This is a genomic window from Myxococcaceae bacterium JPH2 (assembly GCA_016458225.1).
Lineage (GTDB): Bacteria > Myxococcota > Myxococcia > Myxococcales > Myxococcaceae > Citreicoccus.
In genome coordinates, this window is sequence record JAEMGR010000034.1 from 24167 (window position 1) to 39906 (window position 15740).

Consider the following 15740-nt stretch of genomic DNA (forward strand, 5'->3'; position numbering starts at 1 on the left):
GGCAACGCCGCCCACTCTATGCGCAGGACCGGGGTGAGGTCTCGACCCGGCTCAGGCGGGCGACTTGCCGGCCACCAGGTCGGCCAGCTCGCCGCGCTCGGCCAGCTCCATCAGGATGTCCGAGCCCCCCACGAACTTCCCGTTGATGAAGATCTGCGGAATCGTGGGCCAGTTCGTGTACTCCTTGATGCCGTTGCGCACCTCGGGGTCCGAGAGCACGTCCACGGTGTGCACCGCGCCGAACGGCCGGAGCAGCTCCAGCGCGCGCGCGGAGAAACCGCACTGCGGGAACAGGGCGTTGCCCTTCATGTACAGGACGATGGCGTGGCCCTTCGTCTCGGCGTCGAAGCGGGCCTTGAGCTGGTCGTTCATGGGTCGTTCTCCTTCTGGCTAGCGAGGCCCGAGCTTCTTCCACTGCTCGGGCGAATAGGTCTTCAGGGCGAGCGCGTGCAGCTCCCCGGTCTTCAGCCACGCCTGGAGCGGCGCGTACACGAGCTGGTGCTGCTCGATCATCGACCGGCCCGCGAACGCCGGGCTCACGATGCGCGCCTCGAAGTGGTCTCCCGTCCCGGTGGTGTCTCGCAACTCCACCTCGGAACCGGGCAGCGCCTCCAGCAGGGTCTGGCGAAGCATTTCGGCATCCAACATCAGTTCATCCCCTTTCCCATCACCAGCATGGCGGGGTCCACCCCCATGCCTCGCAGCGTGGCGTCCCACAACTTGTCGGGCTCCTGCCCCAGCACCGCATCCGCCGTGGCCTCCGCGAACAGCCACGAGCCCGCGGCAATCTCGCCCTCCAACTGCTTGGGGCCCCAGCCCGCATACCCCAGGCAGAAGCGCAGGCGCGGCGTGGGGTTCTGCAACAGCGGCCCCAGCGCGTCCAGCGTGACGCTCAGGTAAAGGCCTGGGAGCACGGGAAGCTTCTCGACCTGCTCCGCGTCGTCGTGCAGGACGAAGCCGCGCTGGGGCTCCACGGGCCCTCCCACGAACACCGCCTCGGGCATGCGCGCCGAGGAGATGTCCATGGACTGCCCGCGCGCCAGCTCGCCCAACGTCAGCGCGGCGCCGCGGTTCACGACGAGCCCCATGGAGCCTGTCGCACCGTGCTCAATCATCAGGATGACCGACCGCTGGAAGTTCGGATCCCCGAGCTGGGGCATGGCCAGCAGGAAACCGGGAGCAAGGTTCTTCACACCCGGAGCATCGGGCGTTCACGCGGACCACGCAACCGGAACCCGTCAGTGCCAGCTCGTGTGGCGGGACTGGAGCGCCTTCGCGAGTTGCTCGGGGCTGAGCGGCTTGCCGATGAAGAGGTCTGCGCCGAGTCCCTTGCACTTGCGCGCCATGGTCGCGTCGCTCATCGCGCTCACGCCAATGAGCACCGCTTGCGGGAAGCGCTCGCGCAGCCGGGACATGAGCGTGGTGCCGCTGCGCCCCGGCAGGAACACGTCGATGACGGCCGCGTCCATGCGCTTGTTGCGCACGGCGAACTCGGCCTCCTCGGCGCTACCCACTGGCAGGGGCTCGTAGCCCCAACCCGCCAGCATCTCCACGAGGATCTCCCGGTGGCTCGGGTCATCCTCCACCACGAGCACCGCCCCGCGGACGGGCTCCAGCTTGAGCTCGTCCTCGCGCTGGAGTCGCTCGCGCGCGTCCTGGCCGGTGAGGGAGAGCGTGTCTTCGGTCGGAAGGGACATGGAGGCACCGGTGGAAAGGGGTTCGTGAGAGAGGAACCCACCCCTCGCGCGAGTGAATTCCTTCGAACCCGCGCGCCGAACCCGCTCGCCCTCAACGTCCGTGGGTCGTCCGGCCGCTTCCTCGCGTCAACGCCTGGGAGGCCAGCGAGGCGCCGAGCACCAGCAGCACCAACAGCCCCCAGGCCGGCAGCACCACCCGCGACCCGCCCTCGTAGACGAGCGCCGCGTAGGACGTGCCCAGGTAGCGACCGAGCGACATGGGCTCCATGCGCGCGATGCCGAAGAAGCTGACAGTGGACTCGGTGAGGATGGCGGTGGGCAGGCGGCTGAGGAACACCGCCAGCACGAAGGGGCGCAGCGCCGGCCACAGGTGCACGCGCAACACATGCGCCCGGCCGCCCCCCAGCGCCCGAGCCGCCGCCACGTACTCCTGGGACTCCAGCGTCAGCAGGCGGTCCCGGAACATCCGCGCCGGCCCCGCCCAGCCCACCAGCGCCAGCGACGTCACCATGAGGCCAAACGGGCCGAGCCCCGCCCCCTGCCCCGCGTCCACCAGCGACTGGCCCGCGAGCTGGAGCACCATGACGACCAGCACATCCGGCAGCGCGAAGACAGCGTCCACGCCCCGCAGCACGGCCTGCTCCAGCTTGCCGCCAACCAGCCGAGCCACCGCCGCCACGCCCAGCCCCAACAGCGTGGACAGCGCGCCCGCCGTCAGCCCCACGGCCAGGGACACCCACAGCCCGCCGAACGCCAGCTCGCACACCGTGCGGTCCGGCCGCTGCAGATCCATGCCGAGCGGACACGTGCCCGCCAGCGCCTCGGGGAACAGCCGCCCCGCCGCGAGGCTCAGTCCTCCGAGCCCCAGCAGCAACGCCAGCCCCACCCAGGCCCGCAAGGGAGCACGACTCACGCGCGCACCTCGCGGCTCCGCGGATCCACCCACCACCGCAGCCACTCCACCACCAGGCTCACCACGACGAGGACGCTCGCGAACGTGGTGGTGGCCACCACGACGACGGCCACCTGCTTGTTGAGGACGGCCAGCACATAGAGCTGACCGAAGTAAGGCAGGCCGAACACGCGCTCCGCCGCGAACGAGCCCGCGAGCAGCGCGGTGGCCACGGGCGTCACGGCATCCAGCAGCGCGGGCCACACGTTGGGCAGCACGTGGCGGCGAAGCACGGCGCCCGGCCCCAGGCCCTTGGCGCGAGCAGTGCGCACATAGTCGCGAGACAGCTCCGTCTCCAGCGAGTCCCCTACCAGCGAGCCCAGGAAGATGCCGGGCCATACGGAGATGACGAGCGCCGCGCTCAGCTCGGGCAAGAGATTCCCCCGCTCCACCACGGCGGGCGCCAACAGGAGCGCGGGGATGAACACCGGCGTGCCGAACGCCACCGCCGGCACGGCATCTCCCAGCACGGCCCAGCGCCCACGACGCCACCGCGTGCGCAGCAACGCGAAGCCCAGGGCCCACGTCAGCGCGAGCGGCAGTGCCACCAGCCCCACGCCCACGCTGCCGGACAGCTTGCGCAGCAGCTCATCGCCCGTCACGCCCTGCGCGCTCGTGCCCAGCCGCTCACCCCGCCAGAGCTTCTCCCAGGGACGCAGGAACCCCCACGGCTCCCCCAAGCCCAGGTCGCGCCGATAGGACGCCGCCAGCTCGGGAGACACCTGTCGCTTCGCGTCGCTCTCCTGCGTGAGCGGCAACGCCGCCATGAGGAAATACGAGGCGCAGGCCACCACCGGCACCAGCACGAGCTGCCGCACCAATCGCGAGAGCACCGGCGACATGCGCTAGCGCCCTCCCCGAGCGTCAGCCGCGACCGCTCCCGACTCACTTCCCAGGCGCAGCGAGGGCAGCGCGAGGAAGTTGAACGGATCCACGTCCAATCCGTGCAGCCGCGCGCGAACGCGGAAGTAGCGATCCGGATGGTAGAGCGGCGCGATGACAGCCTGCTCCCCGACGAGCACGTCCTGAGCCTGGACGTAGAGTGTCCGCGCGCGCGACGGATCCGCCTCCGCGTCCGCGTCTTCCAGCAGCCGCTCGAAGCGCGCCATGGGCTCGCCACCGGCCTGCGTCTCCCAGCCGGTCTGGTGGTTGCCCTCGCGCTCGAACAGCGTGAAGAACGTGTTGGGATGCGCGTAGTCCGCGCCCAGCCGCCGCACGTACAAGTCATACGCGCGCGGCCCCTCCGGAGTGCGCCGCGCCACCTCCGCGGAGAAGTCCGAGCGAACATCCACCACCACGCGAACGCCCACGCGCCCGAGCTGCGCGGCGATGCGCTCGGCCAGTGCTTCCTCGGGCACGAACGAGTCTCCCGCCTTCACCACCAAGCGCAGCGGACGCTCCACCCCACCGGCGCGAGCCAGCTCCTCACGCGCTCGGGCCTCGTCATGAGAAGGCAACCGCGCGGCCTCTTCGGGCGAGGCGGATGCAGGCAACTCCGCCGGCAGCAGCACGTTGGACACGCGCGCCACGGGCAACAGCCCCGCCAACAGCGCCTCCCGGTCCAGCGCGCGAGCCAGCGCACGGCGAACCTCGGGCTTGTCCAACGGCGGGCGCTGCGTGTTGAAGGCCAGGAAGTAGGTGGACAAGAGCGGCTCGCGCTGGAGGTCCGCGGGCGCGCGGGTCCGCAAGGCCGCGGCGCTGTCCACGAAGACGAAGTCCACCCGGCCGCGCTCGTAGAGGGCCGGGCCAATCTCCGACTTCATCAACGTGAGCACCGGCGCCGGAGACTCGCCCGGTCCAAGCGGCGGTGGGAACGCAGTGCGCGGGTTGTACACGAGCCGCACGCGCTCACCCGCGCGGTCCCACGCCTCCACGCGATACGGGCCCAGCGCGAGCGGTCGTCCATCACGAGGCCGGTCGAAGTAATCACGCACCGCCTCGGCCGACTTGCCCTCCAGGTCCGCCGCGGGCGCGGGGAAGAAGATGTACACGTTGGCCAGGCGCGAGAGGAAGTAGCTGCGCGGGCGAGCCAGCGTCACCCGCAAGGTGCGCGCATCCACCGCCTCCGCGCCCACGCGCTCGAGCGCCGCCACCACGTCCGCCTCGGGGGCACCTGCTTCCTGGAGCGCGAGCGCATGCTCCGCGCCCTCCAGGTCCGCCATCTCGCCTCGCTCACGGCCTCGCAGCGCGCGACGCCAGCCGAAGACGAAGTCCCGCGCGGTGAGCGCCGAGCCGTCCGACCAGCGCACGTCCCCACGCAGATGGAACGTGTAGAGCTCGCGGCCCTGAGGGTCCCGCACGCGCTCCCAACGCTCGGCGAGCCCAGGCCCCACCGAATGGTCCGCCCCCAGCGAGGTGAGCCCCTTCTGCGTGGCGAGCATCACCGGATAGTTCGCCCAGCTCGCGGGGTCCGAGTGGCTCCAATCCAGCGTGGTGGGCATGGCCGGCACCACGACCTTGATGCCGGCGTCGGGCTGGAAGCCGCACGGCCCGCAGGCCCCGAGGGCCACGGCCATGAGCAGCAAGGACCTCCAGAGTCGCGCGCGGGGAGCCACCGGGCCCCGTTGTACCGCGACCCGCCCCAGAAAAGAGAGAAGCCAGGAGGCCGGCGACTCCTGGTCGGCCGGCTCCCTGGCTTGTCACTTCTTCAGACCGCTCCGCCGAGCGACGAACTCAGGCGGGAGCGCCGGCCGGCGAGGACGGAGCCTCGGAAGCACCGCCCTGCGGCTTCACGCCGTCGCCCACCGGCTTGCGGCCGAACTCCTCGGGCTTCTCCAGCACCAACGCCTCGCGGAGCACCTCGTCCACGAACTCCACCGGGACGATGCGCAGCTGCTTGCGAATCTTCAGCGGGATGTCGCGCAGGTCCTTCTTGTTCGACTTGGGGATGAGGACCGTCTTGATGCCCGCCCGGTGCGCCGCCAGCGTCTTCTCCTTCAGACCGCCGATGGGCAGCACCCGACCGCGCAGGGTGATTTCACCCGTCATCGCCACATCGCGCCGGATGGGCACGCGCGTCAGCGCGCTCACCAGGGCGGTGCAGATGGTGACGCCCGCGGACGGACCATCCTTGGGGATGGCGCCTTCCGGCAGGTGCACGTGGATGTCGAAGTTCTCGAACGCCTTCTTGTCGATGCCGAAGCGCTCGGCCCGGCTGCGCACGTAGGACATGGCCGCCTGCGCGGACTCCTGCATCACCTCGCCCAGCTTGCCGGTGATGATGAGCTTGCCCTTGCCCGGCATCGTGGTGGCCTCGGTGGTGAGAATCTCACCGCCCAGCTCCGTCCACGCCAGCCCCGTGACGATGCCCACCTGGTCCTCCTGCTCCGCCACGCCGTAGCGGAAGCGCGGAGTGCCCAGGAACTTCATCGCCGTGCGCCGGTCCACCTCGATGTCCCGCTTGCCGTTCTTCAGCACGTCGCGGGCAATCTTGCGGAACACGCCGCCAATCTCACGCTCCAGCGAGCGCACGCCCGACTCGCGCGTGTAGCGGTGGATGATGGTCCGCAGCGCCTCGTGGCTGAAGTCCACCTTGAGGTCCGTCAGCCCGTTGGCCTCCTGCTCCTTCGGGATGAGGTAGCGCCGCGCGATGGAGAGCTTCTCCGGCTCGGTGTACCCCGCGATGCGGATGACCTCCATGCGGTCCTGCAGCGGACCGGGGATGTTGTGCATCGTGTTCGCGGTGCAGATGAACATGACCTTGGACAGGTCGTAGTCCAGGTCCAGGTAGTGGTCGTTGAAGGTGTGGTTCTGCTCGGGGTCCAGCACCTCCAGCAGCGCCGCGCTCGGGTCGCCACGGAAGTCCGTGGACATCTTGTCGATTTCGTCGAGCAGGAAGACGGGGTTGTTGCTGCCCGCCTTCTTCAGCGACTGGATGAGCTTGCCCGGCATCGCGCCGATGTACGTGCGCCGGTGGCCGCGAATCTCGGCCTCGTCACGCACGCCGCCCAGGCTCAGGCGCACGAACTTGCGCCCCGTGGCCCGCGCGATGGACCGCGCCAGCGACGTCTTGCCCACGCCCGGCGGCCCCACGAAGCACAGCACGGGACCCTTGAGCTTCTTCACCAGCTGCTGCACCGCGAGGTACTCGAGGATGCGCTCCTTCGGCTTCTTCAAGCCGTAGTGGTCCTCGTTCAGCACCCGCTCGGCCTCGGTGACGTCCAGCCGGTCCTGCGTCTCCTCGTACCAGGGGAGACTGATGATCCAGTCGATGTAGTTGCGAACGACGGTGGCCTCGGCGCTCATCGGGCTCATCATCCGGAGCTTCTTCAGCTCCTTCTTGACCTTGAGCGTGGCCTCCTTGCTCATCCGCTTGTTCTTCAGCTTCTCTTCAATCTCCTGGATCTCGTTCTTGAACTCGTCGCGCTCACCCAGCTCCTTCTGAATGGCCTGCATCTGCTCATTCAGGTAGTACTCCTTCTGGGTCTTCTCCATCTGCTTCTTGACGCGCGTGCGGATCTTCTTCTCCACCTGGAGAATCTCGATCTCGCCCTGCATCAGCTCGTAGAGCTTCTCCAGCCGCTTGGCGGGAGACTCCGTCTCGAGCAGCGCCTGCTTGTCATTCAGCTTCAGGGACAGGTGCGCGACGATGGTGTCCGACAAGCGCGCGGGCTCATCGATGCTCGCCACCTGCATGAGCATCTCGGGCGGGATGCGCTTGTTGAGTTTGACGAAGGCCTCGAACACGGAGTGGACGCTGCGAACGAGCGCCTCCAGCTCCACGCTCTTCTCCGTCTGCTCCTCGACCTCGTCCACCTCCACCATGAAGAAGGCGTCGTTCGGGTGGAACTTCTTCACCCGGGCCCGGCGCACGCCCTCCACCAGAACCTTCAGCGTCCCGTCCGGCAGCCCCAGCAGCTGGATGACATGCCCGATGGTCCCGAAGTGGAAGATGTCGTCGGGGGTGGGGTCATTCGTCTTGGCCTTCTTCTGCGCGGCCATGAGGATGACGGCCTTGTCGTCCGGCCCCTTGTGGGCCATCGCGTCCTTGAGGGCAGCGATGGACTTCTCCCGGCCGACGAACAGCGGCACCACCATGTGCGGGAACACGATGATGTCCCGAAGGGGCAAGAGCGGGACGGTGAGTCCCCGCTTCTGGGCTTCCTTCTTGTCGTCACGTCCGAAGAACATGTATCCGCCACCTGCTGGCCAGCCGTACAGGCAAGCCCTTCAAGAGTTGCCCACACCCGCGCAGGGCGCGAGTGCGAGGTGAAACACGGCTCTATAACACGGCAGTTCGAGCCCCCGTTCCCCGCGTGAAGATGGGGGGAGCCACTGCTGCCATCAAGGGAACACCTGAGCACCGCCGGGCGCCTGCCCGAGGCCTCAGTGCCCCTCCACCGCAACCCCGGAAGCCGGCGCCTTCACGCCCAGGGCCTGGAAGAGGAACGCGTACATGTCGGCGCTGGACTCAATGGCCTTGGCCACCTGGTCCGAGCCCTGGTGCCCGGAGTTCGCCTCGATGCGCAGCAGCACCGGCGACGTGTTGCCCGGGGCGGCCTGCAGCGCCGCGACGAACTTGCGCGCGTGCAGCGGGTCCACGCGGTCATCGTGGTCCGCGCTCATCATCAGCAGCGCGGGGTAGCGCACGTCCGGCCGCACGTGGTGGTAGGGCGAGTAGGCATACAGCGTCTTGAACTGCGCCGCGTCCTCCGCCGAGCCGTACTCCGGCGTCCACGTGCGCCCGCTGCCGAAGAGGTGGTAGCGCACCATGTCCAGGAGCGGCACCGCGCACACCACCGCGCCGTACAGCTCCGGGCGCTGCGTCATGGCCGCGCCCACCAGGAGGCCGCCATTGCTGCCACCGTAGATGGCCAGCTTGCTCGGCTGCGTGTAGTGCTCGCGCGTCAAGTACTCGGCCGCGGCGTGGAAGTCGTCGAACACGTTCTGCTTGTTCGCCAGCCGGCCCGCGTCGTGCCACGCCTTGCCGTACTCACCACCACCGCGCAGGTTGGCCACCGCGTACACGCCGCCCGCGTCCAGCCAGGGCAGGATGTTGGAGCGGAAGGCGGGCTGCATGCTCACGAAGAAGCCGCCGTACCCGTACAGCAGCGTGGGCGCGGTACCGTCGCGCTTCAGGCCCTTGCGGTACACCACGAACATGGGCACCCGCGTGCCGTCCTTGGACGGGTAGAAGACCTGCTCCACGGTGTACGCGTCCGGGTCCATGGGCATCTCCACCCGCGACCACAGGCTCACCTTCCCGCTGGCGACGGACGTCTTGTAGACCTGCCGCGGCGTGGTGAAGGAGCTGAAGGAGAAGTACGCCTCGTCTGAATCCTCCTGCCCCAGCAGGTTGGACGCGGCGCCCACGCCGGGCAGCTGCACCGTGCGCACGGGCTTGCCCTCGAGCGTGGCCAACCGGACCTCCGTCGCGGCATCGCGCAGGTACTCAAGCGACAGGTGTCCGCCCACCACGGTGGTGTTCTCCAGCGAGGCCACCGGGTCCTCGGCGACCAGCTCCCGCCACGCGGCGCGCTCGGGCTTCGTCGGGTTCACGACGAAGACGCGCTGGCGCGGGGCGCCTTCGTCGGTGGTGACGTAGAAGCGGTCCTTCCACGCGAGCACGGTGTACTTGGCGCCCTGCCCCTTCACGAGCAGCCGCCAGTCCTTCTCACCCGGGTGCTTCCAGTAGATGTCGTTCTCGCTCCAGCCGCGGATGACGTAGGCGAAGAGGTACTTGCCGTCGCGGCTCAGGTCGCCCTGAAGGAACGTGGTGGGGTCACCCGTGCGCGGGTGCACCAGCGCATCGTTCTTGGGGTCCTGTCCCAGCTGATGGAAGCGCAGCGTGGTGTAGCCGGGGCGCGCGTCCACGGGGATGCTCGGGTCGGTGGGCAGCCACTCGTAATAGAAGCCCTTGCCGTCGGGCGTCCAATGCGGGCCGGCGTACTTCGCACCTTCGATGACGTCGACCTTGGACCACTCACCCGAGTCCACGTCGAGCACGTGCAGCACGGCCTCGTCCGCGGCGTTGGGCCGCTGCGCGAACACCACGCGCTTGCCGTCCCACGAGGGCACCCACGTGCCCAGGGACACGGTGCCGTCCTTGCTCCAGCCGTTCGGGTCGAGGAGCACCTTCTCCGCGCCGGCCTCGCCGTCGCGCCAGTAGAGGATGGCCTTCTCCTTGTCCTTGTGCGTGCGGAAGTAGAAGTACCGGCTGCCTCGCCGCAGGGGCGCGGTCATCGAGTCCACGTAGTACAGCTCGCGGAAGCGCTGGGCGAGCGCGTCTCGGCCCGGCATCTGGGCCAGCGCGGCGCGCGCCTGATCATTCTCGGCCTTCATCCACGCCTGGACTTCGGGCGCCTTCTCGTCCTCGAGCCAGCGGTAGGGATCCGCCACCTGCACGCCGTGCACGGTGTCCACGATGGGTTGGGACGGAGTGTGGGGATAAGCCATCCGGGAGACATCCTCCGAGCGAGCCGCGGCGACCGCGGGCCGGGCATCCGCCGAGGCGGACGCGGGAATTGCCTCGCGCGCGGCCTCCTGCGTGGTGGCGCACGCCGCGAGGGACATCAGGGCGGGAACGAGCAGCTTTCGCATGGGCCGAAGCAGATACAGAAAGCCAACGGCCCGTCCCACAAAAAGTGAGCCCCGCGACGAGGCCCGCCTGCCCTCCCGTCGCGGGGTACCTGAGAACACCCGGGGCGCGTCCGAGTCGCTGGCTTCGCGACCACGTGACGCGCCCCGTCAGACTGCGCTTCTCCCGAGGGGAGAAGCGCGACTCAGGCGGATTCCTTCTTCGGCTCGGCGGCGTCCTTCTCTTGCGCGTGAAGGATGACGGGGTCGCTCTTCTTGAGGATGACCTCCTCGGAGATGACCACCTCGCGCACCGTCTTGCGGGACGGGATTTCGTACATCACGTCCAGCATGGCCGTCTCCAGGATGGAGCGCAGGCCGCGCGCGCCCGCCTTGCGGCGGATGGCCTCCGAGGCGATGGCCTTGAGCGCGCCCTCGGTGAACTTGAGCGCCACGCCGTCCAGCTCGAAGAGCTTGCGGTACTGCTTGGTGAGCGCGTTCTTGGGCTGACCCAAGATGTTCACCAGCGCCGGCTCGTCCAGCTCCTCGAGCGCGGTGATGATGGGCAGACGACCGATGAACTCCGGAATCATGCCGAACTTGAGCAGGTCCTCCGGCTCCACGTGCTTGAGCAGCTCGGAGAGGTTGCGCTGCTTCTTCGACTGGATCTCCGCGCCGAAGCCCAGGCTGCGCCCGCCCAGGCGCCGCTCGATGATCTGCTCCAGGCCACCGAAGGCACCGCCGCAGATGAAGAGGATGTTGGTGGTATCCACCTGCAGGAACTCCTGCTGGGGATGCTTGCGTCCGCCCTTGGGCGGAACGTTGGCCACCGTACCCTCGATGATCTTCAAGAGCGCCTGCTGCACGCCCTCGCCGCTGACGTCACGGGTGATGGACGGGTTCTCCGACTTGCGGGCGATCTTGTCGATCTCGTCGATGTAGACGATGCCGCGCTGCGCCCGCTCGATGTCGTGGTCGGCCGCCTGCAGCAGGTTGACGATGATGTTCTCCACGTCCTCGCCCACGTAGCCCGCCTCGGTGAGGCACGTGGCGTCCGCGATGGTGAACGGAACGTTGAGGATGCGCGCGAGCGTCTGCGCCAGCAGCGTCTTTCCAGACCCGGTGGGACCGAGGAGCAGAATGTTGCTCTTCTGCAGCTCCACGTCGTCCATCGCAATCTTGGACTCGATGCGCTTGTAGTGGTTGTGCACCGCCACGGAGAGCGTCTTCTTGGCTCGCTCCTGACCGACCACGTACTCATCCAACACGGCCTTGATTTCGCTCGGCCGAGGGATGCGCAGCTTGGTGTCCTTGGTCTCCTCGCGGTCAATCTCCTCCGCGATGATGTCGTTGCACAGCCCGATGCACTCATCGCAGATGTAGACCGTTGGGCCCGCGATGAGCTTCTTCACTTCCTTCTGGGACTTGCCGCAGAAGGAGCAGCAGAGGGTCTGGTTGTCTCGCTTCTCCACGTTCTTGCCCGCCATGAAATCCCTCGCTGCGCCGGTAAAGCCCCTACCCCGTTAAACGCCCCGCACCTGGAAACCCTGATTCAATCTAGTCAGCCCCTGTCCAGGGCGTCCACGGACCTTCCAGGTACTTAACAAGCAGCGGCAACGCGGCGCAGAAAGCAGAAAGCCGGAGGCGCGGGCCATCATTCCCCGCAGCCTCCGGCCGCTAGACCGAGGCCCGTCGAGGGCCCCGGCGCCTGCCTACTTCTTCTCTTCCTTCGCGGCCACCGACTTCCGGGGGTCCTGGATGGCGTCGATGATGCCGTACGCCTTCGCCTCTGACGCCCCCATGAAGTAGTCGCGGTCGGTGTCCTTCTCCACGCGCTCGATCGACTGTCCGGTGTGCTTGACGATGAGCTCGTTGAGCCGGGCCTTCATGCGGAGGATTTCCCGCGCCTGGATCTCGATGTCCGTCGCCTGACCGCGCGCGCCGCCGAGCGGCTGGTGAATCATGATGCGACTGGAGGGCAGGGTGAAGCGCTTGCCCTTCGCGCCGGCGAGCAGCAGCACCGCGCCCATGGACGCGGCCTGCCCCACGCAGATGGTGGACACCGGCGACTTGACGTACTGCATCGTGTCGTAGATGGCCAACCCGGCGGTCACCGAACCGCCCGGCGAGTTGATGTAGAGGTTGATGTCCTTGTCCGGGTCCTCGGACTCGAGGAACAGGAGCTGCGCGACGATGACGTTCGCGACGTCATCGTCGATCTCCGTCCCCAGCATCACGATGCGGTCCTTCAGGAGCCGGCTGTAGATGTCGTACGAGCGCTCACCCCGATGGGTCTGCTCGATGACGTAGGGAACGGGCATGAAGGGCATGACGTGGACCTCGCAAGGGGGCTCGGCGGAAAGACCTCAGGAATACTTCGCTCGGCCCTTCAGGAATTCAATCGTCTTTTCCTCTCGGAGTCGCAGAGACAACCCCAGCCGCTCGTCCTCGCCCTTGAAGTACTTCTTCACCTGGGCCACGGGCTGGTTCGCCTCCGCGGCGAGTTCCTCGATGCGCTTCTCCACGTCCGCATCGGTCGACTGGATGCCCTCCTTCTGGGCAACCGCCTCGAAGAGCAGCGTCCCCTTCACTTCCTGGACGGCCTTCTCGCGCATCTCGTCGCGCAGGCGGTTGAAGTCCAGGTTGAGGCGGCGCGGATCGATTCCCTGGCGCGCCATCTGGCGCAGGGCTCCATCCAGCATCGAGTCGATGGCGCGCTCGACCATGGCGCGCGGGACCTCGAACGCGTTGCGATCGATGAGGACCTTGATGAGCGCCTCGCGCTCGTCCTGCTGGGCCTGCGCCTTGCGGGCCTTCTCCATGTCCGCGCGCAGCTTCGTGCGCAGCTCATCCGCCGTCTGAGCCATGCCCGTGCCCTGGGCGAACGCGTCGTCGAGCGCGGGGAGGACCATCTTCTGCAGCGCCTTGACGGTGATGTGGAAGCGCGCCGTCTTCCCGCGAACGTCCTCGGCCTGGTAGTCGGCCGGGAAGGTGTAGTCGATATCCTTGGACTCGCCGACCTTCACGCCCGCGAGCGCCTCGATGCTGCCCTGGATGAGCTCACCGGGCCGCACCTGCACGCCAATGCCCTCGGCCTTGCTGCCCTCGAAGGCATTGCCGTCCACCGTCGCCTCGAAGTCGATGGTGACCTGATCACCCGCGGCGGCGACGTCGCGATCCGTGACGGCCTCCACGCGACCCTGCGACTGGCGCATGCGCTCGAGCTGCTCGTCGACCTGCGCGTCGGCCACGGCGGTGTCCACCTTGGCGAGCGGCAGGGCGTCGTACTCCTTCGCCTCGACCTTGGGCTTCACCTCGACGCGCGCCTCATAGGCGAACGGCGCGTCCGGCTTGAGGCCCGAGTTGGTCACCTGCGGCGAGGACACGGCCTCCACCTTGTGGGCGCGCACGGCCTCCAGATACGAGGTCTGCACCACGCGCTGGATGACGTCGTCCTCGACCTGCTCCCGGAAGCGCTGCTCCAGGATGCGACGGGGAACCTTGCCCGGGCGGAAGCCAGGCAGCTTCACCTGCCGGCCGAGCGCGGTATACGCGCGGGTGAGCTCTTCCGCCACGCGGGCGGTGTCGACCTCGATGGAGAGCTTCTTCTCGATGGGAGAGAGCTCCTCGACCTGGACCTTCATACGGGCCTCGCTCGCCGCCGTGCTGGGCATCAAACCCCTGACGGCGCCGGATAAGTGGGACGTGCGCGTTTAGGGGATAGGCACGAGCGGGTCAACGCGAAATGGGCGAGGAGGGACTCGAACCCTCACACCTTGCGGTACCAGATCCTAAGTCTGGTGCGTCTACCAGTTTCGCCACCCGCCCGACGGTCCCCGCGTGCGCTTGTCGTCTTACCGCGAAACACCGACGCCAGGGCAGTCCTTCGCGCGACTCTGGCCCACGCGCGAACAGCGCGAGCCCAGTGCCGAAAAAAAACGGGGCCCCTTCATTGCTGAAGGGGCCCCGTGATGAGAGCGGAGGGAATCGAACCCACAACCTATGGATTAAGAGTCCATTGCTCTGCCAATTGAGCTACGCTCCCGGACCTGCGCTCGGTGTGTCGCGTTCGCGACGTCCAAGTGGCGGCGTAACTACCGTGGCCTGTGCGCGCTGTCAAAGCGTTTTCGCACGTCCCTGCTTCATTCTTTCTGTTCGCGGCTGGACGGCCGAGTTCCGGCCTGGCTCCGCGCTGCCGCCCCGCGCACGTGAAGCCCCTGTCGGCATGGGCTGTTGCTCCTCGCCGCGGCCCGCGTTCCGTCCTCGGAGCAAGAGACGTCTCGCACCGAGAGCGAAGCGCGGGCGGCCCCAGCCACGAACGAGGCGGCGCCATGCGGGCGGACGGGGGTCGTCCGCCCTTTTCGAGCAGCAAGGCAGGAGATGACCGTGACGGAAGTGAATGCGAAGACGGAGGCCGCGGTGGCCTCGAGCAATCCGTGGAGCCGGGAGCGCGTGGAGCTGATCAAGCGCACCATCTGCCCCCGGGGCATTGGCGAGGATGAGTTCGCCCTCTTCATCGAGCAGTGCAAGCGCAGCGGGTTGGATCCGCTGCTCAAGGAGGCCTTCTGCGTGGCGCGCCGGCAGAACACCGGCACTCGCGAGCGGCCCAACTGGACGACCAAGTACGAGTTCCAGCCGTCCGAGGCCGGCATGCTCGCCCGGGCCGAGCGCTTCCCGGACTTCAAGGGCATCCAGGCGAGCGCGGTGTTCGCCGAGGATGAGATCATCGTCGACCAGGGCAAGGGCGAGGTGGTGCATCGCTTCAACCCGGCCAAGCGCAAGGGCGCGCTCGTTGGAGCGTGGTCGCGCGTGGTCCGCGACGCGAAGCTCCCTGTCGTGGTGTGGCTCGACTTCTCTGGATACGTGCAGCAGACGCCGCTGTGGGCGCGCATCCCCACCACGATGATCGAGAAGTGCGCCCGCGTGGCGGTGCTCCGCAAGGCGTATCCCGAGGCCTTCGGCGGCCTGTACGTCCGTGAGGAGATGCCCGCCGACGAGTTTGAGTCACTGCACGACGAGCCCGCGCCCGCGTCGGGGACCTATGAAGTGCTCGGCGCGAAGCCGGGGCCAGTGAAGGCCTCCTTCTCTCCCCTGCCGCTCACGCCACCGACCCAGGATGAGGCCGAGGCCGCGCGACTCTCCGTGGACGTGCCGTTGGCGCCTGTAGCGGAGCGAACGAGTTCCGTCCTGGTCGCGTTCGGGCCACACAAGGGAAAGACGACCACGGAGCTGACGGACTCCGAGCTGACCGAGACCATCGATCTGGCGCACGAGAAGCTGATGGAGCAACCCAAGGCACGCTGGGCCAAGGCGATGCGCGAGAACCTCACGGCCCTGGAGGCTGAGACAGAGCTGCGCTTCCACGGCCCCACGCCGAAGAGCACCAGCGCGAGCGCACAGGGCGCCTGAGAAACGAAGCACGGCCCTTCCCAGAGGAGCGCAATCTTCTGGGGAGGGCCTGCGCGCGTGCCCCACCGTCGCGGGCCGGGAGCGAAGAAGGCACCTGGAGAAACGGAGCGCGGTGGGATTTCTGCGGCTGGTGTTGGGATGCTCGGTCAACTTCCGTTGACGAGCGC

At 68.0% G+C, this 15740-nt stretch carries 13 protein-coding genes and 2 tRNA genes; 1 reads left to right on the plus strand and 14 read right to left on the minus strand.

Features of this window, described 5'->3' with window-relative positions:
* Positions 1-51: 51 nt before the first annotated feature.
* The 14 genes from grxD to JGU66_31520 form a co-directional block, all read right to left on the minus strand.
* Positions 52-372, minus strand: a complete 321-nt coding sequence (gene grxD / locus JGU66_31455; protein ID MBJ6765304.1) for a Grx4 family monothiol glutaredoxin — start codon at positions 370-372, stop codon at positions 52-54.
* An 18-nt stretch (positions 373-390) separates the two neighbouring features.
* Entirely contained in the window at positions 391-648 is a 258-nt protein-coding gene (locus JGU66_31460) for a BolA/IbaG family iron-sulfur metabolism protein (protein ID MBJ6765305.1), read from the minus strand.
* On the minus strand, positions 648-1193 hold the full coding sequence (locus tag JGU66_31465) for a YqgE/AlgH family protein (GenBank protein ID MBJ6765306.1): 546 nt from the start codon (positions 1191-1193) through the stop codon (positions 648-650). The genes JGU66_31460 and JGU66_31465 overlap by 1 nt, the downstream gene beginning before the upstream one ends.
* A gap of 45 nt (positions 1194-1238) precedes the next feature.
* Entirely contained in the window at positions 1239-1697 is a 459-nt protein-coding gene (locus JGU66_31470; protein ID MBJ6765307.1) for a response regulator, read from the minus strand.
* 91 nt (positions 1698-1788) lie between these two features.
* Positions 1789-2610 (minus strand): ABC transporter permease subunit, encoded by an 822-nt coding sequence (locus JGU66_31475; protein ID MBJ6765308.1) that lies wholly within the window; start codon positions 2608-2610, stop codon positions 1789-1791.
* Positions 2607-3491 carry an ABC transporter permease subunit gene (locus JGU66_31480; GenBank protein MBJ6765309.1) on the minus strand — a complete coding sequence of 295 codons (885 nt, stop codon included), beginning with the start codon at positions 3489-3491 and terminating at the stop codon, positions 2607-2609. Before JGU66_31480 ends, JGU66_31475 begins: the two co-directional genes overlap by 4 nt.
* Positions 3492-3494: 3 nt before the next feature.
* Positions 3495-5165 (minus strand): peptide ABC transporter substrate-binding protein, encoded by a 1671-nt coding sequence (locus tag JGU66_31485; GenBank protein MBJ6765310.1) that lies wholly within the window; start codon positions 5163-5165, stop codon positions 3495-3497.
* A 157-nt stretch (positions 5166-5322) separates the two neighbouring features.
* Positions 5323-7779, minus strand: a complete 2457-nt coding sequence (gene lon / locus JGU66_31490) for an endopeptidase La (GenBank protein ID MBJ6765311.1) — start codon at positions 7777-7779, stop codon at positions 5323-5325.
* 195 nt (positions 7780-7974) lie between these two features.
* Positions 7975-10161 carry a S9 family peptidase gene (locus JGU66_31495; GenBank protein ID MBJ6765312.1) on the minus strand — a complete coding sequence of 729 codons (2187 nt, stop codon included), beginning with the start codon at positions 10159-10161 and terminating at the stop codon, positions 7975-7977.
* Between the two features lie 209 nt (positions 10162-10370).
* The gene (clpX, locus tag JGU66_31500) at positions 10371-11651 is read right to left on the minus strand and encodes an ATP-dependent Clp protease ATP-binding subunit ClpX (GenBank protein MBJ6765313.1); all 1281 of its coding nucleotides are present in this window, start codon (positions 11649-11651) and stop codon (positions 10371-10373) included.
* A 225-nt stretch (positions 11652-11876) separates the two neighbouring features.
* Entirely contained in the window at positions 11877-12494 is a 618-nt protein-coding gene (gene clpP / locus JGU66_31505; protein ID MBJ6765314.1) for an ATP-dependent Clp endopeptidase proteolytic subunit ClpP, read from the minus strand.
* Between the two features lie 36 nt (positions 12495-12530).
* The gene (gene tig / locus JGU66_31510; protein ID MBJ6765315.1) at positions 12531-13808 is read right to left on the minus strand and encodes a trigger factor; all 1278 of its coding nucleotides are present in this window, start codon (positions 13806-13808) and stop codon (positions 12531-12533) included.
* 102 nt (positions 13809-13910) lie between these two features.
* Positions 13911-13992, minus strand: a tRNA-Leu gene (locus JGU66_31515).
* Positions 13993-14136: 144 nt separating this feature from the next.
* Positions 14137-14209, minus strand: a tRNA-Lys gene (locus tag JGU66_31520).
* A 335-nt stretch (positions 14210-14544) separates the two neighbouring features.
* On the opposite strand from JGU66_31520, the gene bet reads away from it, so the two are divergent.
* Positions 14545-15573: a phage recombination protein Bet gene (gene bet / locus JGU66_31525; protein MBJ6765316.1), complete on the plus strand. Its 1029-nt coding sequence runs from the start codon at positions 14545-14547 to the stop codon at positions 15571-15573.
* The last annotated feature ends 167 nt before the right edge of the window (positions 15574-15740 follow it).

Coding starts and splice junctions, on each gene's coding strand:
- grxD (MBJ6765304.1), bottom strand. CDS start 372: ATGAACGACCAGCTCAAGGCCCGCTTCGACGCCGAGACGAAGGGCCAC.
- JGU66_31460 (MBJ6765305.1), bottom strand. CDS start 648: ATGTTGGATGCCGAAATGCTTCGCCAGACCCTGCTGGAGGCGCTGCCC.
- JGU66_31470 (MBJ6765307.1), bottom strand. CDS start 1,697: ATGTCCCTTCCGACCGAAGACACGCTCTCCCTCACCGGCCAGGACGCG.
- JGU66_31480 (MBJ6765309.1), bottom strand. CDS start 3,491: ATGTCGCCGGTGCTCTCGCGATTGGTGCGGCAGCTCGTGCTGGTGCCG.
- JGU66_31485 (MBJ6765310.1), bottom strand. CDS start 5,165: ATGGCCGTGGCCCTCGGGGCCTGCGGGCCGTGCGGCTTCCAGCCCGAC.
- lon (MBJ6765311.1), bottom strand. CDS start 7,779: ATGTTCTTCGGACGTGACGACAAGAAGGAAGCCCAGAAGCGGGGACTC.
- JGU66_31495 (MBJ6765312.1), bottom strand. CDS start 10,161: ATGTCCCTCGCGGCGTGCGCCACCACGCAGGAGGCCGCGCGCGAGGCA.
- clpX (MBJ6765313.1), bottom strand. CDS start 11,651: ATGGCGGGCAAGAACGTGGAGAAGCGAGACAACCAGACCCTCTGCTGC.
- clpP (MBJ6765314.1), bottom strand. CDS start 12,494: ATGCCCTTCATGCCCGTTCCCTACGTCATCGAGCAGACCCATCGGGGT.
- tig (MBJ6765315.1), bottom strand. CDS start 13,808: ATGAAGGTCCAGGTCGAGGAGCTCTCTCCCATCGAGAAGAAGCTCTCC.
- bet (MBJ6765316.1), top strand. CDS start 14,545: ATGACCGTGACGGAAGTGAATGCGAAGACGGAGGCCGCGGTGGCCTCG.